At 72.8% G+C, this 21,035-nt stretch carries 18 protein-coding genes; 13 read left to right on the top strand and 5 right to left on the bottom strand.

Annotated elements, in window-relative coordinates:
* The first annotated feature begins 7 nt into the window (after nt 1-7).
* The 3 genes from ACN28G_RS18420 (at nt 8) to ACN28G_RS18410 (ending at nt 2,788) form a co-directional block, all read left to right on the top strand.
* Nucleotides 8-961, top strand: coding sequence for an NAD(P)-dependent oxidoreductase (locus ACN28G_RS18420; RefSeq protein WP_091441986.1), 954 nt, complete (start codon nt 8-10; stop codon nt 959-961).
* Nucleotides 958-2,136 (top strand): acyl-CoA dehydrogenase family protein, encoded by a 1,179-nt coding sequence (locus tag ACN28G_RS18415; RefSeq protein ID WP_091441981.1) that lies wholly within the window; start codon nt 958-960, stop codon nt 2,134-2,136. Before ACN28G_RS18420 ends, ACN28G_RS18415 begins: the two co-directional genes overlap by 4 nt.
* Before the next feature lie 346 nt (nt 2,137-2,482).
* Nucleotides 2,483-2,788: a hypothetical protein gene (locus tag ACN28G_RS18410; protein WP_217628861.1), complete on the top strand. Its 306-nt coding sequence runs from the start codon at nt 2,483-2,485 to the stop codon at nt 2,786-2,788.
* 68 nt (nt 2,789-2,856) lie between these two features.
* Here the strand turns inward: ACN28G_RS18410 and ACN28G_RS18405 are convergent, their stop codons facing one another.
* Complete coding sequence (locus ACN28G_RS18405; protein WP_421479919.1) at nt 2,857-3,408, bottom strand: QsdR family transcriptional regulator; 552 nt, start codon at nt 3,406-3,408, stop codon at nt 2,857-2,859.
* Between the two features lie 346 nt (nt 3,409-3,754).
* On the opposite strand from ACN28G_RS18405, the gene ACN28G_RS18400 reads away from it, so the two are divergent.
* Nucleotides 3,755-6,004: a hypothetical protein gene (locus tag ACN28G_RS18400; protein WP_421479917.1), complete on the top strand. Its 2,250-nt coding sequence runs from the start codon at nt 3,755-3,757 to the stop codon at nt 6,002-6,004.
* Here ACN28G_RS18400 and ACN28G_RS18395 read toward each other — a convergent pair.
* Nucleotides 5,965-8,043 (bottom strand): hypothetical protein, encoded by a 2,079-nt coding sequence (locus ACN28G_RS18395; RefSeq protein WP_421479915.1) that lies wholly within the window; start codon nt 8,041-8,043, stop codon nt 5,965-5,967. The two genes, ACN28G_RS18400 and ACN28G_RS18395, sit on opposite strands and share 40 nt — an antisense overlap.
* A gap of 189 nt (nt 8,044-8,232) precedes the next feature.
* On the opposite strand from ACN28G_RS18395, the gene ACN28G_RS18390 reads away from it, so the two are divergent.
* Nucleotides 8,233-9,759: a S8 family serine peptidase gene (locus tag ACN28G_RS18390; protein WP_091441960.1), complete on the top strand. Its 1,527-nt coding sequence runs from the start codon at nt 8,233-8,235 to the stop codon at nt 9,757-9,759.
* 79 nt (nt 9,760-9,838) lie between these two features.
* Here ACN28G_RS18390 and ACN28G_RS18385 read toward each other — a convergent pair whose 3' ends face one another.
* Nucleotides 9,839-11,455: a ricin-type beta-trefoil lectin domain protein gene (locus ACN28G_RS18385; RefSeq protein WP_229688459.1), complete on the bottom strand. Its 1,617-nt coding sequence runs from the start codon at nt 11,453-11,455 to the stop codon at nt 9,839-9,841.
* Nucleotides 11,456-11,703: 248 nt separating this feature from the next.
* Between ACN28G_RS18385 and ACN28G_RS18380 the strand changes: the two genes are divergently transcribed.
* The 4 genes from ACN28G_RS18380 (at nt 11,704) to ACN28G_RS18365 (ending at nt 16,730) form a co-directional block, all read left to right on the top strand.
* Nucleotides 11,704-13,338, top strand: a complete 1,635-nt coding sequence (locus ACN28G_RS18380; RefSeq protein ID WP_421479913.1) for a beta-1,3-glucanase family protein — start codon at nt 11,704-11,706, stop codon at nt 13,336-13,338.
* Nucleotides 13,339-13,598: 260 nt separating this feature from the next.
* On the top strand, nt 13,599-14,129 hold the full coding sequence (locus ACN28G_RS18375; RefSeq protein ID WP_229688458.1) for a sigma-70 family RNA polymerase sigma factor: 531 nt from the start codon (nt 13,599-13,601) through the stop codon (nt 14,127-14,129).
* A 100-nt stretch (nt 14,130-14,229) separates the two neighbouring features.
* A complete protein-coding gene (locus ACN28G_RS18370) occupies nt 14,230-15,279 on the top strand; it encodes a zf-HC2 domain-containing protein (protein ID WP_421479912.1) in 1,050 nt (349 codons plus the stop codon).
* 143 nt (nt 15,280-15,422) lie between these two features.
* Complete coding sequence (locus tag ACN28G_RS18365) at nt 15,423-16,730, top strand: hypothetical protein (protein ID WP_421479910.1); 1,308 nt, start codon at nt 15,423-15,425, stop codon at nt 16,728-16,730.
* A gap of 131 nt (nt 16,731-16,861) precedes the next feature.
* Here ACN28G_RS18365 and ACN28G_RS18360 read toward each other — a convergent pair whose 3' ends face one another.
* Nucleotides 16,862-17,530, bottom strand: coding sequence for a DUF4913 domain-containing protein (locus ACN28G_RS18360; RefSeq protein WP_229688457.1), 669 nt, complete (start codon nt 17,528-17,530; stop codon nt 16,862-16,864).
* A gap of 34 nt (nt 17,531-17,564) precedes the next feature.
* Complete coding sequence (locus tag ACN28G_RS18355; protein WP_421479908.1) at nt 17,565-18,842, bottom strand: CAP domain-containing protein; 1,278 nt, start codon at nt 18,840-18,842, stop codon at nt 17,565-17,567.
* 240 nt (nt 18,843-19,082) lie between these two features.
* Between ACN28G_RS18355 and ACN28G_RS18350 the strand changes: the two genes are divergently transcribed.
* From ACN28G_RS18350 to ACN28G_RS18335, 4 genes are all read left to right on the top strand, one after another.
* Entirely contained in the window at nt 19,083-19,565 is a 483-nt protein-coding gene (locus ACN28G_RS18350; RefSeq protein ID WP_091441941.1) for a hypothetical protein, read from the top strand.
* Nucleotides 19,562-19,870 (top strand): hypothetical protein, encoded by a 309-nt coding sequence (locus ACN28G_RS18345; protein ID WP_217628860.1) that lies wholly within the window; start codon nt 19,562-19,564, stop codon nt 19,868-19,870. The genes ACN28G_RS18350 and ACN28G_RS18345 overlap by 4 nt, the downstream gene beginning before the upstream one ends.
* A 108-nt stretch (nt 19,871-19,978) precedes the next feature.
* The gene (locus tag ACN28G_RS18340) at nt 19,979-20,320 is read left to right on the top strand and encodes a hypothetical protein (RefSeq protein ID WP_217628859.1); all 342 of its coding nucleotides are present in this window, start codon (nt 19,979-19,981) and stop codon (nt 20,318-20,320) included.
* A complete protein-coding gene (locus ACN28G_RS18335) occupies nt 20,320-21,033 on the top strand; it encodes a hypothetical protein (protein ID WP_091441937.1) in 714 nt (237 codons plus the stop codon). Before ACN28G_RS18340 ends, ACN28G_RS18335 begins: the two co-directional genes overlap by 1 nt.
* Nucleotides 21,034-21,035: the final 2 nt, after the last annotated feature.

Below are 21,035 nucleotides of genomic sequence, written 5' to 3'. Positions count from 1 at the left end.
GGACCAGATGACCCCCAGAATCCTGCTCACCGAGCCCATCGCCGCGGCCGGCCTGGACCTGTTGCGCGCCACCGGGGAGGTGCACGTGGCGCACAGCACCGATCCGACCGACCTCGCCGGGCTGCTCGCCACCGCCGACGCCCTGGTGGTGCGCTCCTCGCCGGTGACCGCCGCCATGCTGGAGACCGCCCGGCGGCTCAAGGTCGTCGGACGCCACGGCGCCGGGCTGGACGGCATCGACCTGGCAGCCGCCGAGCGGTTGGGCATCGGGGTGGTCAGCACGCCGGGAGCCAACGCCGACTCGGTAGCCGAGTTCGTCATCCTGGCCGCCCTCACCCTCGCCCGGCAGACGCCACCGGCCGTCGCGTCGTTGGCCCGGGGTGCCTTCCCGGCCGGCCGGTCGCTGCCCTCGGCGGTCGTCGCGGCCGGGCTGACCGGCACCATGCTGTCCGGCCGCACCCTGGGCCTGATCGGGCTGGGCGCGATCGGCCGGGGCGTCGCGGCCCGCGCCCAGGGCCTCGGCATGACCGTGCTCGGTCACGACATCGCGACCACGGTGGCGCCTGCCGGAGTACGCCTGGTCGGGCTGGACGAGCTGCTGGGCGCGGCCGACGTGGTGAGCCTGCACGTGCCGCAGACCGCAGCGACCACCGGGCTGGTCGACGCCGCCGCGCTCGCCCGGATGCGGCCGGACGCACTGCTGGTGAACACCGCCCGGGCCGGCGTGGTGGACTGTGCGGCGGTGCTGGCAGCGCTGGACGCCGGGCGGCTGCGCGGGTACGCGGTGGACGTCTTCGACCCCGAGCCGCCCGCTCCGGACGACCCGCTGCTGCACCACCGGCGGGTCTTCGCCACCCCGCACCTGGCGGCGATGACCCACGACGCGCTGGACGCGATGGCCCGCGCCGTCGCCCAAGGCGTGATCGACTACCTGAAAGCCGTGGAAGGAAACCAACAGTGACCCTGCCCGTCCCCGCGCCCGCCCTCACGTACTTCGGTGTCGACCGGCTCGTCGACGACGAGACCCGGGACCTCCAGGCCGCCGTCCGTGCCTTCGTCGACCGGCGGATCCGCCCGCAGATCGCCACCTGGTACGACCAGGGCCAGCTACCCGTCCGGGAGTTGGCCGTGGAGCTGGGTGAACTCGGCGTGCTCGGCATGCACCTGACGGGTTACGGCTGCGCCGGCACCTCCGCGGTGGCGTACGGGATGGCCTGTTTCGAGCTGGAGGCGGGCGACTCGGGGCTGCGTTCCCTGGTCTCGGTGCAGGGCTCGCTGGCCATGTACGCCATCTGGCGGTTCGGCTCCGAGGAGCAGAAGCAGCAGTGGCTGCCCCGGATGGCCGCCGGTACGGCGATCGGTTGCTTCGGGCTGACCGAGCCCGACTTCGGCTCCGACCCCGCCGGCATGCGTACCCGGGCCCGCCGCGACGGCACCGACTGGGTGCTCACCGGCACCAAGATGTGGATCACCAACGGCTCGGTCGCCGACGTGGCCGTGGTGTGGGCCCGTACCGACGAGGGCATCCGGGGTTTCCTCGTGCCGGCCGGTACCCCCGGCTTCACCGCCCCGGAGATCACCGGCAAGCTCTCCCTGCGCGCCTCGGTCACCTCCGAGCTGGTCCTCGACGACGTACGGCTGCCGGCCGAGGCGATGCTGCCGGAGGCCGCCGGCCTCTCCGGGCCGCTGTCCTGCCTCAACGAGGCCCGGTTCGGCATCGTCTTCGGCGCGCTCGGCGCGGCGCACGACTGTCTGGAGACGACCGTCGGGTACGCCCGCAGCCGGCAGATCTTCGACAAGCCGCTCGCCGCCTACCAGGCCACCCAGCTCAAGCTCGCCGACATGGGGCTGGAACTGGGCAAGGGCATGCTGCTGGCGCTGCAGATCGGCGCGTTGAAGGACGCCGGCACCCTGGACCACCGGCAGATCAGCCTGGGTAAACTCAACAGCGTGCGGGAGGCCATCGCCATCGCGCGCGAGTGCCGGGCCGTCCTCGGCGCGGCCGGGATCACCCTCGACTACCCGGTCCTGCGGCACGCGGCCAACCTGGAGTCGGTGCTCACCTACGAGGGCACCTCCGAGGTGCACCAGCTGATCATCGGGCAGGTGCTGACCGGCCACGCCGCCTTCCACTGACGCGGTTGCCGCGTCGCCGTCCACTGAACCATCCGCCGGGTCGGCGGGGGAAGCTGCGACGGCCATCTCACGATCACCGTCCTACCTGGTCAAGCGGGTGCCACCGGCAATAGCGTCGGGGTCGCCCGGTACGACGTACCGGTGGCACCACCAGCGCCGACCGGACAGGCTCGTACCGGTGCTCTCCGGTGGTGCGGTGACCATCATCGGAGTGGGAGGGTCGATGCAACCTTCATTCGCCGTGCCGCAGCCTGCCTCATCCCCGCCAGGCCGGCACGCTGCCCCGACCGGCCGGCCGGGCCGCGCCGGGCGCCGGGCACGGGGCCTGTTCGCCACGGCCCTCGCCGTGCTGCTCGTCGCGGCCGGCCTCATCCTGATCCCCGACGCCGACGCGGCCGAGAACCCGTTCGAGCGCGGCCCGGCCCCCAGCGTGGCGAGCATCGCCGCCACCCGGGGGCCGTTCGCGGTCTCCGAGGAGACCGTTTCGTCGCGCAGCGTCAGCGGGTTCGGCGGCGGCACCATCTACTTCCCGACCAGCACCAGCTTACGAGCAGTTCCTCTGCCCGGGGCCGGCACCGGACCGGCAGGTCGCCGAGTACCGGGACAGCTGCCCGCACTCGTCCTGACCTGCACCCCCGGTGTGAACCACTGACGCGGTGTCCGGTGGGCTCCCACCCGCCGGACACCGCGTTTCCGCCGCCGGCACCGACGGCGTTGGGCTCAGCGGGCGGGGGCGAGCAGGGCCCATAGCGCCTGCTCGGCGAGGTCGAAGTCGGGCTGCTGCCCGGCGAGCAACTCGGCGTAGAGCGCGGACTCGACGATCCGGATGTAGAGGTACGCCACCGACCGGGGCGTGGCGCAGCAGCGGGACAGGTCGGGGCCGAGCACCTCCCGGAAGATCTGTTCCTGGGCGCAGACGAAGCGCTGGTGCACCTGACCGGAGGCGGTGAACGGCACCCGGGCGGCGACCTCCGGCTCGGCGACGAGGAACCGGCGCAACGGCGCGGAGGCCAGCAGAGCGTCGGCGAAGCGCCGGGTCACCTCCACCACCCCGCTGACCCCACCCTGGCGGCGGGCCCGGCGGGCCTCGGTGAGCTGACGGCTGCCGAGCCACCACAGGACGTCACCGAGCAGCCGGTCCCGACTCCCCGCGACCCGGTACAACGTGGCCCGACTGACCGCGAGCGTACGGGCGAGTTCGTCCATGTCGATCGAGCTGTGGGCGAGAAAGTGGTGGCTGCCACCGCGTACCACCGTCTCGCGGCTGATCACCCGGCGCGTCGACGCGGACCGGACACCCCGGTTCGCCGGGGCGGACCCGTCACCACGCCGCCCGGTGCCACCCGGCCGGGCTCGGAACGTCGCTGATCCCATGCCTGGTACACGGGCGGTGCCGGCCAGACGTTCAGGACCGGCCCCCTCGAAGGTGCTTTGAGCTGCCTGAACAGTCGTCCACTGCGGTTCAAGTCTACGCAGGGTGAGCCTCTGCTGGCGGAGAAGGACGTTCCGGTCGCCCACTGTGCCCAGATCCCGCCGGAGGAGACCTGACTCGCATTGAACCGTCCGGACCCCGATTCGTATAAGGGGGCCGGGGCGGGAGGATGTTCACGATGCGAGGGTGTGGAAGGCGATGGTGTTGATGCGGCGAGTCATGGCGGCGGTGCTGCTACTGGTAGGGATCGTGGTACTGGTCCCGGCCGGGCCGGCCGGCGCGGCACCCGCCGAGACCGGCAGGTACTACGTGGTCGGGCCGGCAGTGGACGGCCAACGGGAGTACCTCTACGCCATCGCCCTGCGCACCCTCGGCAACGGTAACCGGTTCCGGGAGATCGTCGAGCTCAACGAGGGCCGGACGCAGCCGGACGGTGACACCTTCACCGACGGGCTGGTGCTCAAGCCCGGTTGGCTCCTGGTGCTGCCCGAGGACGCCAAGGGTTCCGGGGTACGCAAGGGACCGTTGCCGAAGGCCGACCGCTCTCCGCGGCCGAGCCCGCCCAGCCCGGCACCGAGCCCGACCAGTGCGGCACCGAGCCCGTCGCGGACGAGTTCCGCGCCGAGCGCACCGGCGTCCTCGGCCGCCGGCCGGCCCACCTCGGCTCCGCCCGCCGCCGAGGAGGAGGAACCCACCCGGGCCGCCGCCCGGCCGGCCGGGAACTCCGATCCGGTGGACCCGCTGCTGATCCGGGGCGGCGCCGGGCTGCTGGCCGTGGTGTTGGCCGCCGCCGCCCTGATGCTGCTGCGTCGGGGCGGGCCTCGCGGCGGGGGCGCACTGGCCCTGGAGGACAACGGCCCCTGGCCGCCGCATCGGCACCACACCCCCATTCCCGGCCAACCCACGCCCGGCGTCGGGGGTGCGGCTGCCGGTCCCGGCCAACCGACCGCGCCGCCCAACCAGACCGTTGCGGTCAGCCTGGTGACCCCACCAGCGCCGCCTGCGCCCACTCCGCCACCAGCGCCGCCTGCGCCCGCCGGGCCGTCGCGCGGTGCCGCACCGTCCACTCCGCCGCAGCAGAGCGCCCCGCGGTCCTCCGAGGCGCCAGCCCGCAGCACCCCGCCACCCCCACCCCCACCCCCACCCCCACCCCCACCGTCCGCCCGGCAGCAGGGCCGCGCCGCGTCGCCTGCTGACGCCGGGCCGTCCGACAGCGCCGGGCGCCCCTCCGGTGCCGACTCGTCCTCTCCGGCCAGCACAGCGCCGAAGCAGCCCGCACGCTTGGCCCCGCCGCCGCCGCCGCCACCGCCACCCGCCGCGCCTGCGTCCTCGCCACCGGCCCCACCCGCGTCGTCGACGCCTGCCGCGCCTGCGCCCGCGTCACCACCGGCCGCGCCCGCGTCACCACCGGCCGCGCCCGCGTCGTCGCCGCCCGCGCCCGCGTCGTCGGCACCGTCATCGCCGGACGCCGGAAAGCCGCCGTGGCCGCCGATGTCGCCGGACTCCTCGGCGGAGGTCTCGGCCTCCACCCCGTCAGGGCGGCCGGCGCGGGTGTCGCCACCGGCACCGGACTCTCCGGCGACGGCACCGTCCGTACCGGCGTCGCCGCGCAACGGCGTGGACCGTTCAGCAACCGACCGGCCCGACGCCGGCGGCCCGACCGCACCCACCCCGGCCGCGATGCCGGCCCCTCCGGCCGCCCCGCCGACCCCGCCCACGCCGCCCGCAGCACCGCAGCCGGCCCCGCCCACTCCGCCCACGCCGGCCGCAGCGCCGCCGGCCCCGACCAGCTCCAGGCCGACCACGCCGCCGGGCGCGCCGCCGGCCGCGCCGCCGGCCGCGCCGTCGGACGGGCCGCGTCCGACGGTGCCGGTCGAGGGCGAGGTGCCGTACCTCAGCACGGACCTGGAGACCGAGGTCGGGCCGGTCAACGTCCGGCTGGTCGGGGTGGCGGCCGGTCGTGGTGCCCCCGCGTACGCCTGGCTCGGCGCGGGGGAGCCGGCACCGTCGGCGACCCTGCCGCTGGTGCTGGGCAACCAGGGGCCCTGGCGGCTGCACGTGGATCTCAGTCGGGCTCCGGACGTGCTCACGCTCGTCGGGTCCACCGAGGTGTGCCAGCGTACGGCGGCACTGTTCGCCCGGCAGCTGCGCGCCGCCGGGGTCGGGGTGGCCGTGGTCGGTACGGCGCTGGGCACCCATACCGTCGACGGTCTGCGCACCCTGCCCGCACTGCCCGAGCCGCCGGCGCCGGGGGAGGAGCTGCCGGCACCGTACGTCGTGTTCGTCGCCGGCCTGGCGGGCCCGGCGATGGCCAGTGTGCGTCGGCTGGCCGCGGCCACCGGGGGACGGTGCGTACCGGTGCTGATGGGCCCGGTCCCGGGTGGCCGGTGGTCGCTTCAGCTCCTGCCGGGCGGCCGGCCGGGCACGGCGGACTGAAGCCGGGCCGCGGCGGCCGACAGCGGCGTGGGCGGGAGGTCCGGGATACGTTCCCAGGTCCCCGCCTGCGCCCGGTACGCCCGGTGCACCCGGACCCGGTCGTACGAGCGGCTGCCGAGGATCAGCTCCACCCCGGCGGTGCGTAGCCGCTGGGCCCGGGTCCGGACCAGGGTCAGCCCGGCCAGCGAGTCGGCGGTCTGGCCGACGTCGACGGTCCGGCCCCGGGGCACCCGTACCTCCACCAGCAGCCGGCCGGGACAGACGGCCGGCTGCCGACGGTACAGCCGCAGCCAGCCCCGGGGCAGCCGGCGGGACTTCGCCGGCAGCAGCGCGTACGCCCGCCGGGTGCCGAAGCCGGGCCAGCGGTGCAGGTCGTTGGGGAGACCGGCGATCGACCGGGGGGTGGGTGCGCACTGGATCCGCAGCGCGCCCTCGGTGACGTCACCGACGGGGCGCAGCCGACCGAAGCCCTCCGAGCGGAACCCGCCGACCACCCGTACCCGGTCCAGCCGGGCCGCCGGCAGCAGGTAGGTGTCGGCGGTGCCCATCAGGTACTGCAGGCGGGCCGGTACGTGCGAGCGCAGCTGCGAGATCGTGATCGCGCCACCGGGGCGGATCCGGACCCGCAGCAGGTCGGTGCCGGCCGGCACCGACCGGGGGTCGAGGAAGGCGACCAGGAACAGCTCGGCGCTGGCCACGCCATCGGTGGCCGCGGTGGCCGGATCCTGTTCGGCCCGGACGAACGCCTCGAACTCCGCGCCGTTGACCATCTGCCCCGGGCGCAGCCAGGGCGGGCCGTACGCCGGGTCGCGGCGGCCCTCGGCGACCAGCGTGGGACGGGCCAGGGGGGCGACCAGCTCGGCCGGCGCCGCATCGGCCGGCGCGGGGTCCGCCGTGCCGGTGGTCGCGGGTGCGGCTCCCGGCTCGGCGGCCTGCGGGCTCGCCCCGGTGGCGTCCGACCCGGTGTCGGTGCCGATGTCGGGGACGGGGGAGGACACGACGATGCGTTCGCGGGTCAACCGGGAGACCAGCCGGCCGTCCGGCGTCGAGTCGAGCACCGGTGGGCCGTCGGCGTACCGCGGTCGGTGGGCCTGCCACGGGGTGGCGCCGCCCGCCGGGTCGAGTGCCCGCAGGTCGCGTTGGTCGTCGACCAGTTCGGCGCTGCCGCCCGGCGGCGGGGTCCAGACCGTGGCCCCGGTCATCTCGGCCAGCTCGACGGTCTGCTCGGCGAGCTGGTGCTGCTCCTCCGGATCGGACGGCCAGGTCAGCCAGAGCCGCAGGTCGGCGCCGTAGAGGGGGAGGTCACCGAGGAGGGCGGCGAGCTGACCACCGTTGTGTACCTCCTGGGTGCCGCTGTAGTTGCCGATCAGGAAACCACCGGAGCGGGCCGAGACGGCGACCGTGACGACGCCCTCCGCGGTGAACCCGAGCCGGTGCGCGGTGGCCCGCCGGGCCACGAAGTCCGCCCGGGTGGCCAGGGCGAGCCCGTCCGGCAGCGGCAGGCCGACCACCCCGGTACGGGGCCGGACCAGGCCCTCCTCGACGGCGAACCAACCGGGCAGCGGGGTGGCGAGGTCCGGCGGCTGCAGGACGAGCCAGTCCTTCGGCTGCCGGGTGACCCGGTCCATCGGCACCGCGTGCAGCGGGGCGTCCTCCGGCGCCGGGCCGGTGCCGTTCTCGGTGACCTGGATGTTGGTGTGCCGGATGTCGGCGCCCTCCGGGCTGATCAGCACGTCGTGCCCGAGCAGCCCGGCCACCTCGGTGAACAGTCCGATGTGGCGGGCGCCGTCGTCGGCCAGGATCCGTACCTCGTGCGCGGCGTCCCCGACCCGGCGGACCAGGTTGGCCACCGCGCGGGCGTCGAGCGGCCGGCCCGGGTCGGTGGGCACCATCAGGCGTCCCTCCGGGCCGGTGGCCATCCAGAGGTCGAGCAGCCCGGCGATCCGCCGGTGCCGGCGGGGGTCGAAGCGACGGGTCGCCGGCGCACGTTCCAGACCCCTGCTGCGTACGCCCGGAGCCCGCTTGATACCTGTCACCACCGTTCCCCACCTTCGCCAGGGTTGACCCGACCCGTCGTACCCGCACGTGGTTGTCGGTACGCTCGGTCGTCTCCATGACGAGGATCATGCAAATCTGGTTCAGATTGATTTGAACGAAGTCGGCGCTGATCCGCAATAGAGGGGTGAGGCCGGTGACGCTCGGCCGCGGTGACCGAAGGAGGACTCTCAGTGCTGGCTAAGCGATCCATGCTTGCCCGCCTGCTCGTGTTGGTGGTGGCCAGCTGCGCGATCCTGGCTGCCCCGCAGCCAGCGGTGGCGAAGACCACACCGGACGCGCAGGCGTACGTGAAGTACTACGTCGTCGCCAAGGAGTACCAGGGACAGCCGGAGAACCTCACCACGATCGCCCGTCGGTTCCTCGGCAGCGGCGAACGCTCGACGGAGATCTACCAGCTGAACACCGGCCGGGTGCAGCCCGACGGCGCCCGGCTGACCGACCCGGCGAAGTTGTCGGCCGGGTGGCACCTGGTGCTGCCCTGGGACGCCGCCGGTGAGGGCGTCCAGTACGGCCAGATCCCGAGCGCGAGCCCGAAGCCGAGTCCCCGACCGAGCCGGTCGCCGACCCCCCGGCCGGAACCGGCGCCGAGCAGCCCGGCGCCCAGCAGTCCGACCCCCACGCCGAGCAGCCCGAAGCCCAGCCCCAGCCCCAGCGGCGACGACGACGGGTCGGAGAAGTGCACCGCCACCAGCGGGTCCAGCAGCCGGTCGGACTGGGCCCAGCTGCGGATGGCCGCCGAGAGCGCGTGGTCCCAGACCCGGGGCAACGGCGTCAAGGTGGCCGTGGTCGACTCCGGTGTCGACGCCTCGGTGCAACAGCTCAGCGGCCGGGTCGCGGTGGGCGCGGACGTGACCGTCGGCAACGGTCGGGGTGACACCGACTGCCTCGGCACCGGCACCGCGATGGCGGGCATCATCGCCGCCGACAGCAGCGGGGAGAACACCAGCGACGACCCGCCGGTGGGGGTGGCGCCGGACGCCACCATCCTGCCGGTACGGATGGTGCGGACCACCGGCAAGGCCCGGCCGGCCGATGCCGCCAACGCCATCGAGGTGGCGGTCAGCGCGGGTGCCTCGGTCGTCGCGCTGGGTGAGCACGTCGATCTGACCGACCCCACCGTGGCGGCCTCGGTGACCACCGCCCTCAACCACGACGTGCTGGTGGTGGCGGGCGCACCGACCAAGCCGTTCACGGCCCCGTCGCCCAGCGAACGGTCCGGTACCGGCGCCCTGCTGCTCACCGGCGGGGTCGGTGCCGGTGACCAGCTCGCCGACGAGTACCAGGAGGGCATGGTGGAGGTCGTCGCGCCCGGCGTGGACGTGGCGAGCGTCGCCGTCGGCGGCGACCGGGTGCAGAGCAACACCGGCACCCAGTACGCGGTGGCCTTCGTGGCCGGCCAGGCGGCCCTGGTCCGGGCCGCCTACCCGGACCTGACCGCCGACAAGGTCAAGCAGCGCATCGTGTCCACCGCGGACGCCATGGGCGGGCAGGCGCCGAACGCCCAGTTCGGGGCCGGCATGATCAACCCGGCGAGCTCGGTGACGCGGACCCTCGCCGACGGCAACCAGGTGGCCAACGAGCAGGAGAGCGGTGGCAGTGCCCTGGCCATCTTCGCCATCCTGCTGGTCATCGCCCTGGTGATCGGCGCCGGCGTGGTCCTGATGCTGCGGATGCGCCGTCGCGGGTACGCCGGCTAGCCCGGTCAACCGGCGCGAACTGACGGTGCCCGGTTCCCCTCGCGGAGGGGAACCGGGCACCGGTGTTTGCGGGCAGGAACTACCTGGTGTAGATCTCCTGCTCGGCGTTGCCGACGCAGATCCAGATGTTCATCGACGAACCCACCTTGTTGGTGACCCGGTCCAGGCACCGGTCGCTGTAGCGGTTGAAGAGCACCCGCTTGCCGCCGTGGGTGATCCGCTCCCACTTCTGGGCGCCGGTGCCGTTGCACTTGGCGACCTGCACCGCGGTGCCGTCCTTCTTCTCCGCCCAGGCCACGTCGAGGCAGAGGGAGTTGGCCCGGACGGTGCCGTCGGAGCGGAAGTCCCACCACTGCGACTTGTCCTCGCGGCACTTCTGCATGGTCACCGGGGTGCCGTCACCGCCGGTGCCGGCGCTGAGGCAGAGCCAACCGTCACGGAGTTGGATCTGCCGCATGTTCGACGGCCGGGCCGGCGGCTCGGCCTCGGGGGCGTTCGGCTTGGGCGCGGCTGCCGTGGTCTCGTCGTCGGCCGGGGTCTCCGGCTTCGGCGCTTCCTCGGTCTCCTCGTTCTTCACCGGGTCGGGCGTCGGCGCCGGGGTCGGCGACTCCGACTCCGTCTCCGTCGGCGCGGGCTTCGGCTTCGGCGTCGGAGACGGCTCCGGATTCGCCGACGCCGGCAGCTTGAGCCGACCGTCCAGCGTGTAGAACTCGGTGTGCTCGCGCACCGTGCGCGCGAACGACTGGGTCTCGGCGTCCAGGTTCCCGCCGGTCTGCCGGACCGCGGTCGGTCCGTTCCGGTACGCCGCCAGCGCCACCAGGTAGGGGTCACCCTCCAGGCCGGCGAGTTCCTTCTGCAGCGCGCACATCGCCGTGCCGACCGCCGGGATCGCCACCCGCGGATCCCAGGCCGAGACGTCCTTCGGCCCGTGCTCCTGCCACACCTCGGGCCGGAACTGCGCGATCCCCCGCTCGCCGTTGGGGCCGAGCATGTTGACGTCGAACTCCGACAGCGCCATGAGCTGGGCGGCCACCGCGGCGGGTGGGACCAGCTCGCAGACCGAGCCGGCCTTCACGATGAGCTTGGTGTACTCGGCCGGGACGGCCTTCGGCTGCTGCCGGTCGGTGCGGGGCCGGGGCTCACCGGAGCCACCGAACGCGACCAGCTTGCCGTAGTAGCCGGCGTAACCGCTGGCCTGGTCGACGTAGCCGAGCGCGTCCGACGGCACGCCCTTGGCGTCGCGTACCTTGTCGATCCCGGTGTGGAAGGCGGCCAGCGAGAGTCGCCAACCGTCACCGGCGATCTCGGAGACGCGGACCTGTCCGCTCAGGTCGCACATCTGGTGGGCCAGGGCGAAGATGTTCGCGGCGCTGTCCGACCGCTCCGCGTTCGGCCAGGGGGCCCACCTCTTCCACTTGTCGGAGTCGAGTCCGGCGATGCCCTTGCCGCCGGACGCGGTCTCGTTGGCCATGGGGTCGAGCCCGGACTCAGCCATGAGCTGTCCGGCGAGTCGGGCGGGGCTGAGCGCCGGGCAGGCGCGGGCCGCAGCCTGGATGGTGGTCAGGTGTTCGTCGGAGACGGTCCGACCGGTCAGGTCGTCGTCCTGGGCCGAGGCGACGCCCCAGCCGATGGCCGCGACCACCATGCTGACCACGGCCAGGCCGCCGACGGCACCGGCCGCCGCACGGCGGGGCATCCGACCGAGGGGTGATCGGGCGGACGGGGATTCGGGTTTCACGCAGGCATCCCTTCCGGTGTTGCGACATCGTTGACACCGACGGCCAGCCGATGCGTTTGGTTCACCGGGCTCACAGATTTGTTGATTTTTGTGCCGCCCGACATTGAACCGAGGTGGGTGCCGGCCCGTCAACGTGGCTACCGCCGGCGCGAGGGTCGCTTCGACCACGTGTGCGGCCACCGGGTTGTCCACGAAGGAGGCAGGTCATGTTGACGCGACGCAGGGTACTCGGGCTGGGGGGCGCCGCAGCCGCTGTGGTCGGCGTGCCGCTGGTGGCCGCCCCGCTGATCTCCCGGGCGCAGGCCTCGGGTGGCCTGCCGCTGACCATCGTGAACAGCACCGGGCGCTACGACAACTCCAAGATCCGGATGTACGTCGTCGGCACCAACCTGGAGACCGGCCAGATGGGCTACGTCCGGGAGAGCGGCAAGTTCACCCCGGCCAACCCGGCCGACAACAACGGCGACATCGGGGTGAGCCTGGCCAGCTCCGGCGCGACCAAGTTCGCCCTGCCGATGATGTCCGGCCGGGTCTACTTCGCCATCAACGGGCGGCTCAAGTTCACCGTGGTCACCGACGGTAACGGTCGACCGGCGTTGCAGTATCCGGTGGGCTGGGCGGAGGGTGACCCGGCCTACCAGGTGCTGCACGACTGCTGGGAGTTCACGTACAGCCCGGCCGGGATGTTCTGCAACACCACCATGGTGGACATGTTCAGCATCCCGATGTCGATCCGGCTCAACGGGGGCAGCCAGCAGGTCACCGGCAAGCTCAAGGACGGCGGCCGGGACGCGATCTTCGCCGAGCTGTCCCGCCAGCCCGGCTTCGAGCGCCTCGTCATCGGGGACAAGCTGCGGATCATCGCTCCCGGTAAGGGCATCGAGACGGGGCGTTTCAACCCCAACTACTTCGACGGGTACGTCGCCGAGATGTGGGACCGGTACAGCAAGACCGACCTGCGGGTGCGTACCAACGCCGGCACGTTCCGGGGGCGGGTGGTCGGCGGTCGGCTGACCTTCGACAACGGGGTACGGGCCTTCGACCGGCCGTCGACGGCCAACGTGTTGCACTGCGACGGGGCGCTCGCCGCACCCAACGACGGGGTCTCCGGCCCGGTGGCCGCCATCCTCGGCGCCGCGCTCAACCGCTCGGTGCTGGGTCAGGCCGACCAGCCCACCACCAACCGGAGCGCGTTCTACCAGCACCCGGTGACCAACCACTACGCCCGGGTGCTGCACCGGCACTCCGCCGACGGCAAGGCGTACGGCTTCCCCTTCGACGACGTGGTCGACGACGCCGCGTACATCCAGGACCACTCGCCGGGGGAGGTCACGGTCACCCTGACGCCGTTCGGCGCCGGGTCCGGCGGCGACGCGCCGCCGGCGGGCAACGTGCCGGGACCGGTGATCGCCAAGGAGCAGCACGGCGCGCCGACGGACGTCCAGCGCAACCGGGGGGTGGAGCAGGACATCGCGGCGACCACCTACGACCGGGACCACGGCGCGCAGCGGGAGGGCCGGCACGTCGGCTTCCTCGCCCACGGCGACTGGATCTGCTTCCAGGGCGTGAACTTCGGGGACAAGTTCGTCAAGCGCTTCTCGCTGGAGGTCGCCTCCGGTGCCGAGGGCGGCATCGCGGGCCTGGTCGAGCTGCGGCTGGACGACCCGGGCAGCAAGCCGATCGGCTCGATCCACCTGGCCAACACCGGTGGCTGGGAGCGGTGGGTGTGGGCCACCAACGGCATGGACTGGATGATGGGCAAGCGCGACGTCTACCTGACCATCAACAGCGGTCGGCCCGAGGAGATCGGTAACATCCGTCGGCTGAAGTTCCACCGGTGAGCGTGGCGTCCGCCCTCGCCGTACCCGGGGCGAGGGCCTCCACCCTGGAGCCGCCGGGACCGGTCGTCACCGGCCCCGGCCGGCGGCACCGGCCCCGGATCAGGCGACGGCCGAGAGCACTGTCCGATCGGTACGGCTATTCTCTCCCACTAAGCGGGCTCGGTGTCGATGCACCGACTCCGCCGTACGGTAGTGATCCGTACGTCGAGGGAGGGCGTTCTGTGTCGGCGGTGCCCAACGAAGCACTCGAGACGTGGGCCGTGGGCGACGCCGTGACCGAGCGGACCTCGCCCGAGGTCCTGATGCGGCAGATCCACGAGCAGTACCGCGTACCCCTGTTGCGGTTCCTCACCCGGCTGGTCCTCGGGCAGCAGGAACTCGCCGAGGACCTGGTGCAGGAGACCTTCCTGCGTACCTGGCGCAACCTGGCGGCCCTCGCCGAGGATCCGCGACGGATCGCGCCCTGGCTCTACACCGTGGCCCGGCACGTGGCCATCGACGCCATGCGGGCCCGGCAGGCCCGGCCACCCGAGGTCGCCATCCCGGACCTCAACCGGCTCTCCTCGTCCGACGACGAGATGGACCGGGTGGTCAGCACGCACACGGTCCGGCTCGCGCTGCAACAGATCAAGCCGGAGCACCGTGCGGTGCTCATCGAGATGTACTACAAGGGAGCCTCGGTCGCGGAGGCCGCGGAGAGACTCGGAATACCGGAGGGTACGGTAAAGTCCAGGACGTATTATGCGGTACGCGCGCTGCACGCAGCGATCGGTCCGACCGAGCCGTCCTGATGTCTCGTCGTCCTGGTCCTTCGCTCGATCTCCGGCACGGGTGCCGTCCCGGGGATCGCCACACCGTATGCGGTGTCGTCGGGTTGAGAGAGGGGGCGTGATGCGCACCAGCGGTGACAGTCCGACTGCTGAGCATGACGCGCTGGCTCTCTACCTGCTCGGCGCGCTCGACGAGACCGAACGGGTCGCCTTCGAGCAGCATCTGGCCGGCTGCTGGGAGTGCCTCTCGGCGGCGGGCGACATGGGCAGCGTGACCAGCGCCCTCGGTGGCCTCGACGCCGCCGACTGGGACGCTCTCGCCGCCCTGCCACCGGAGTTCGCCGAGTTCGATCCCACCCGCGATCCGGGGGGTCCACCTGACCCGGCCGGTCGGCCGGCGGCAGCCCCCACCCGGTCGCTGACCCAGCAGGCCTCGACCGGGACCGGATCCCCGACCGGGGAGTCGGGGAAGGCGGAGCCGGTCGGTCCCACCTCGGCCGCCCCGGCACCGACCGGTGACGAGCCGGGCGGCGGTGAGCCGCCCGGTGGTGTCGAGGGCGGTGGCGGTCGACGTGCTGCCCGCCGTGGCACCGGCGCCCGGACCGTCGGTGCCATCCGGCCGGCCGGAAGCCGACCGAGCCCCGGTCCGGGTGGTGGTCCGTCGAGTGGTGCTCCGTCCGGTGGTGCTCCGTCCGGTGGTGCTCCGTCCGGCAGTGCCCCGTCCGGCAGTGGTCCGGCGCGTGGTCGACCGCCCCGGGCCGCCCGGCACCGTCGGTTCAAGATCTGGGGCGGGGTGGCCGCCGCGTTCATGGCCGTCGTCCTCGCCGGGGGCATCGTGGCCGGCATCGGTCTCGGTGACCGTACCGACCAGGTGCTGACCGCCAGCGGGGAGGCACGCGGCCAGGGGGTCAGCCTCTCCGTCGCCATCACCACCGCCGACAACCAGGGCTCCACCATCCGGATCACCGCCACCGGCCTGCGTCAGGGCCTGCGCTACCGCGTTTTCGCGGTGACCAAGGACGGCACCACCCACACGGTGCGCGACTGGACGGCCTCGACCGGCACCCAGGAGGTGACCGGCGAGTTGGCGCAGCCCGTCGACGACCTCGCCTTCGTCACGGTGGGGCTGCTCGACGGCACGGCGATCGTCACGGCCCCGATCACCAGGTGATGACGCGCCCACCCCGGTGACCGCCGGAGTGGGCGCGATCCCTGTTGGTCAACTTGAACCGGCGCGGGGTGGCACCCGTAGTGCCTCGGTCCACCGCGTCAATGCTTCTCGATCCCTCGGTCCGAGGTGTCCCGGAGGTACCCATGGCCGTGCCGCCCCCCACCCCCAACTTCGAACGTGAACTGGAGCGACTGGCGCTCTGGATCGTCCGCGACGACCTCGACCGACTCCGACGCTCCGGCTCCCCGTTACTCGACGACCGGTCCGGCCTGCGGTCGCAGTTCCGCGAGGCGGAGGAGTTCGTCGAGGCCAGGTCCCGCCTGGTAGGCGGAGAGCCCGACGCCCCGGGCGAGCGTCGCCCCGGTGCCGCTCCGGACCCGGCCGGGGCGGCTGCCTCCGGCACGGCCCAGTCCGCGGCGACCGGCACCGGGGCGGCGGCTCCCGCCGCCCGGAAGGAGAACACCCTCACCGACTACCTGACCGACTGGCTCGCCAAGCGCCTGGCCGCTGCCCTGGCTGTCATCCTGGCGGCCATCGACAGGGGACGGGGCCGTGCGCCGTCCGGCCCGAACCCCGGCCCGCCCCAGGAGCCGACGCCGGTCCCGCAGGCGGAGAGCCGGCTGCTCCCACCCGACCAGCCGTACGGGCTTCCACCAGGCGTCTCGCCGATCAGCGGCGGACCGATGTCCGCGGAAGACGACATGCGGCTGCGTAGCGAGGTCGGTCGGTACATCTCCCAGTTCCTGACGGAGAACAAGGCGCTGGCCGAGATCCACGCCAACGGTGGTCTCGCCCGGGTCTCCCGGTTCTACAACGGCAGCGGGAACGTACCGGCGCAGGGGCACCCGGGCGAGCGCCGGGAATGGGCCCCGGAGCAGCCGGACGCCTTCCGTCGGGATTCCCTGGACAGTCGGCGCTCCTGGTCGGGCGCGCCGGACCACGGTGCGGGGCACGTACGGTGGGCCGAGCCGGTGCGGAGCGCGGAGTTCGGCAGGGAGGCGGAGTTCGGTCGGAGCGCGGAGTTCGGCAGGGAGGCGGAGTTCGGTCGGAGCGCGGAGTTCGGCAGGGAGGCGGAGTTCGGTCGGAGCGCGGAGTTCGGCAGGGAGGTGGAGTTCGGTCGGGGCGCGGTGCCGATGACGCCCTCCTCGCCGGGGTCGTCCACGTCAGCCTTCTATGAGGTCAGCCCGAAGACCACGCCGGTCCCGGCACCGGCTGTTCCCGCCCAGTCCGGCGTGGCCACCTGGGCCGCGATGCGCAGCGACCAGCCGGCCTCGTCGACGAACCCGTTCCGACGGGGCCAGCAGGAGTCGACGAATCCCTTCCGGCGGAGCCAGTCGGACGCGAGCGCCCCGTCCCGTCCGGCACAGACCGAGGCGAGCACCCCGTCCCAGCCCAGCCAACAGGCGGCGAAGTCGCTGCGGCGGACCGTACCTGGTCGCTCACCATCCTGACCGGGGGAAGCGTGCTGGGGAGGCTGGCGAGCTGAGTCGGATCCGACTCAGCTCGCCAGCCTCCCCACGACAACTGCACCGGCAGGTCGCCGCCCGCAGGCCCGTCGTCACGCGGCCCGGAGGCCCGCGGATCAGTACGGGTCGGTGCGCGGCGGCTCCTTGGCCCGGTGGGAGCCCCCCTTGCAGCCGGCGAAGGGCCCGGACGGGTCACGTAGGGTGTTCATCACCGGACCGAGGTAGTCGCGGTGCCAGTTCGCCGGGCCGCAGAACCCGGCGTTCGGCCCGGTGAGCTCCTGCCAGGCCATCCAGAGGCCGTAGAGCTGGGCCACCGCCTCGGGATGCAGCCACCAGCGGGCACACCAGGGCGCGGTCGAGGAGACCTCCCGGGCGTAGATGGGCACCAGCAGGTGGGTGACCCACATGGTGAGCATGCGGAGCGCCTCGGCGTGCTCCTCACCCTGCAGGTAGAGGATGAACGGCGACGTGGGCGGCTTCTCCGGGGCAGCGGGCGGCTCCTCCTCGGGCGGCGTCCCCGGGTCGTCGTAGGGCGGTGTCGCGTCGTAGGGGGACACCGCGTCGTCCGGTTGCGGCCCGGCATCCCGGTACGGCGGATCCAGGTCCTGGTACGCCTGCCCCGGGTCGGCGTACTGCGGTGCCGGGTCGGCGTACTGCGGTCCTGGCTCGGCGTACTGCGGCGTCGGGTCGGCGTACTGCGGTCCGGGGTCGGCGTATTGCTGCGCCGGGGCGGCGTACCGGGGATCGGGGTCGGCGTACTGCGGTGGATGGCCCTGTTCGATCATGATTGTCCCTCGTCGGTCGGTGGGGTCGGGTCGTTCACTTGGGCGCGGCGAAGTTCTGCGTCCAGTAGGTACCGCTGGAGTTGGTGGCCATGCCGACGCCGAGTTGGGTGAAGTCGCAGTTGAGGATGTTGTTGCGGTGGCCGGTGCTGTTCATCCAGGCCTCCATCACCGCGTCCGCCGAGGGGCGGTTGATGGCGACGTTCTCCCCGTAGGTGCTCCACGGGTAGCCGGCCCGGTCCAGCCGCTGTCCCACGTTGCTGCCGTCGCTGCCGGTGTGTGACATGTTCTGGTGGTCGGCCTGGTCCTCGCTGTGCCGCTGCGCGGCGGTGGCCAGCCGGCTCTCCGAGCGCACCGGGTCGCAGCCGGCCTTGGCCCGCTCCTGGTTGACCAGGCTGAGCACCTCACCCTTCTGGCTGGAGTCCGGGGGGCTGTCGGCGCTGGGATCGGGCACCCGGAGGCTGCTGTTGGCGGCGTTGTTGCTCTCGCCGTCGAGGGTGCCGCCGGAGTCGCTGTCCGAATCGTCGTCGTCCTTCTTCTCGTCCTCGTCGGGGTCCCAGCCGGTGACGGTCGGTGACTCGTGCGGTTCGCCCAGGACGCCCAGGTACTGACCGAAGTGCGAGCGCACCTGGTAGATGTACCCGGTGGTGCCGGCGTCCTCCGGCACCCCGCCGTGCTCGCGTACCTCGTCGATGCCGCCGTGGTAGTAGGCGGCCAGGGCCAGGTCGAGGGGGTCGCCGATCGCCTCGCCGTCGTCGACCAGCTTCTTGGTCTCCTTGGCCATGTCGCAGAGGAACTCGCCCTGCGCCATGATCGCGTCTTTCGGGTCGGTCGCGCTGGTCTTGTCGTTGTCGTTGGAGTCCTCGCCGTACTCGTCGAAGATGTCCTCCGACAGCTGGGAGATTCCCTTCTCGCCGTTCTCGCCGACCTTGGTGTTGTCCCAGTTGGACGCCACCTGGATCTGGGCGGCGATGACCACCGGGCCGACCGCGGAGCAGATGTCCCCGGCGTCCTCGATGGTGCTGACCAGGGCGGTCGGCACCCAGGCGGTGGAGAGCGAGCCGCTACCGTCGGTCTGACCTGCCCTGATGGAGTCCTGCGCCGCCTTGTTCGGGTCCTCCGGCCCGCCGCCGAAGATGCTCCAGATCAGGGTCATGAGCAGGATGATCGGCCACATCAGCACGTAGACCGCGACGAGCACGATGATGAACGCGCCCGCGATGACCAACGGTACCGGCAGGAAGACCGCGGTCGCCGAGGCGGTGACCGCCGTGACGATCAGCGCGGTGCGGCTGGTGCTGGACAGCTCGGCCACATCTCCTCCTCCTGCGCGGACATCGTCGCAAGAAATTCTCGAACTTCCCTTGAACCGGGGACCGGTGCTCCCCGTAGATGCGTCCGTCAACGGCCCGGACCGCCGTACCAACGGCGCTCGAGCCCGGTCGGTTCAAACCGGGGCGGGGACGAATCAGATCGCCGACGCATGAAGGAGGTGGGCATGGTGCCAACGGCCACGGCTGACTCGGCATCGCGCGTGCCACCGGGGCGGGTCTCCGTGCCGCAGCCGTACGGTGCTGCCCCGCAGCAGCGGCAGTACCTGTCGGAGGAGGGGATCGGCTGGATCGCGGCGCACGGTGGTGCCGGCGCGACCACCCTGACCCAGCTGCTCGGCGGCACCGACCTCGGTTGCCGCTGGCCGGACGCGGAACTGGGCGAGCCCGCCACCGTGATGGTGGTAGCCCGGACCAACGCCGAGGGGATGCGCGCGATGTCGCGGGCCCTCAACGCGTTGCGGGAGGGGCGGCACCCGGCCGGCATGCGGCTCACCGGGCTGGTCCTGCTGGCCGACGCACCGCAGCGGCTTCCGCTGGCCCTGTCCCGGCGGATCCGGGTGCTGAAGTCGGTGGCCCCGGTGCACCGGGTGCCGTGGATTCCCGAGTGGCGCCTCGGGCGGCAACCGCCGAAGCTGCCGCCGGCGCTGCTGAAGCTGGCCAAGGCGGCCGGCGTCCAACTGGACGAGAGGGGAAGACGGTCGTGAGCGACTGGCGATTGTTGCAGCTCGACCTGCTCGCGGGGGACTCCGCGCCCTTCCAGGAGCAGCCGCCGTACAACCCGACCGGTGACGCGGCGACCGACATCCTGGGCCTGCTCGCCTGGGGGATGTCGGCCGCGGGGGTGGCCGGGCTGCTCCTCACCGGTACCCAGATGGCCATCCAGCTCAACCGCGGTACCGCGGGTGAGAACTCCGAGTACTTCCGCTCGATCATGTTCGTCTTCTTTGCCTGCCTGATCGGTGCCAGCGCCGGCCCGATCGTCGAGTACTTCGGCGATCTCGGCCTCTGACCACCGACGGCACCGCTGCAGGTGCCGTCCAGGTACACAGCCCCACCCCACTGGCCCGGTACGGGCCGTTGTCGCACCACTCAGGTGCCTGTCCCTAGGAGATCAACCGTGTTGACCCACCTCCTCGATGCCCTGGTCGTCCGGGTCATCGTCGCCTTCCCCGCGGTGGCGGTCCCGCAGCCGGGCAGCAAGGCCCCGCCCGGGAAGCTCAGCACCCTGGTCAAGGACCTGCTGGGGCTGCTCGCCTGGGCGGGCACCGCCGCCGGGGTGGCCGGCGTGCTGATCACCGGCACCATGATGGCGGTGTCCATGAAGCGCGGTGAGAGCTCCGAGCACCTCTCCCGGCTCGGCCTGGTGCTCTGCGGCTGCATCCTGATCGCCACCGCCGGCCCGCTGGTGAGCTGGTTCTTCGGCACCAGCGGCAGCAGCAGCAGCAGCGGCAGCAACTGATGGGCGGGGGCGACCGACGGCAGGACCGCCAGGACCAGACGCCGTTCTACAGCGAGCGGACGTGGATCCTGTCGGCCGCGTTCCTCGTCGGCACGTTGCTGCTGGCCGGCATGGTCTGGCTGACCCAGTCGGCGGACGAGTCGACGGTCGCCCCCACCGCCGAGGCCGCACCGCAGGTGCAGGAGTGCCCGCCGGGGCCGACGGTGGCGTCGGGCAAGGCGGTCCAGCCGGCCGACCTGAAGTGGCAGACCATCGACGTCGGCTACCGGATGCCGGTGTCGACCACCCACGGGCCCGCCCTACAGGACGGCGAACTGCTGCGGTGCTTCGCGCACACCCCGATGGGTGCGGTGCTGGCGGCCCACATCATCCCGATCACGCTGAACGGCCCCGACGGGCTCCGGGTGGCGCAGCTGCAGGTGGCGCCGACTGTCGGCCAGCGGGTGTTGCTGACTCGGCTCAGCCGGGATTCCGCAGGTACCACCGCCCGCACGGGTGGCGGGACCTACGTCGGGTTCGCCGTGGACCGCTACTCGCCGGAGACCGCCGTGGTGCAGCTGCTGGTCAAGGGCACGGCGGGGTACACGGCGTCCCGGGTCGTGCTGCGGTGGGAGGACGGGGACTGGAAGGTCGCCCTTTCCACCGTCGGTGACTCGTACCAGTCGCTGGGTGTGGTAACCGGCAGTGCCGGCTTCACCCTGTGGAGGGAGTGAGC

Source organism: Micromonospora sp. WMMA1923, assembly GCF_049179195.1.
Taxonomy (GTDB): domain Bacteria; phylum Actinomycetota; class Actinomycetes; order Mycobacteriales; family Micromonosporaceae; genus Micromonospora; species Micromonospora yangpuensis.
This window is presented reverse-complemented; position numbering and strand designations above follow the sequence as displayed.

Coding starts and splice junctions, on each gene's coding strand:
- ACN28G_RS18420 (WP_091441986.1), top strand. CDS start 8: ATGACCCCCAGAATCCTGCTCACCGAGCCCATCGCCGCGGCCGGCCTG.
- ACN28G_RS18385 (WP_229688459.1), bottom strand. CDS start 11,455: ATGCCCCGCCGTGCGGCGGCCGGTGCCGTCGGCGGCCTGGCCGTGGTC.
- ACN28G_RS18380 (WP_421479913.1), top strand. CDS start 11,704: ATGTTGACGCGACGCAGGGTACTCGGGCTGGGGGGCGCCGCAGCCGCT.
- ACN28G_RS18370 (WP_421479912.1), top strand. CDS start 14,230: ATGCGCACCAGCGGTGACAGTCCGACTGCTGAGCATGACGCGCTGGCT.
- ACN28G_RS18365 (WP_421479910.1), top strand. CDS start 15,423: ATGGCCGTGCCGCCCCCCACCCCCAACTTCGAACGTGAACTGGAGCGA.
- ACN28G_RS18360 (WP_229688457.1), bottom strand. CDS start 17,530: ATGATCGAACAGGGCCATCCACCGCAGTACGCCGACCCCGATCCCCGG.
- ACN28G_RS18335 (WP_091441937.1), top strand. CDS start 20,320: ATGGGCGGGGGCGACCGACGGCAGGACCGCCAGGACCAGACGCCGTTC.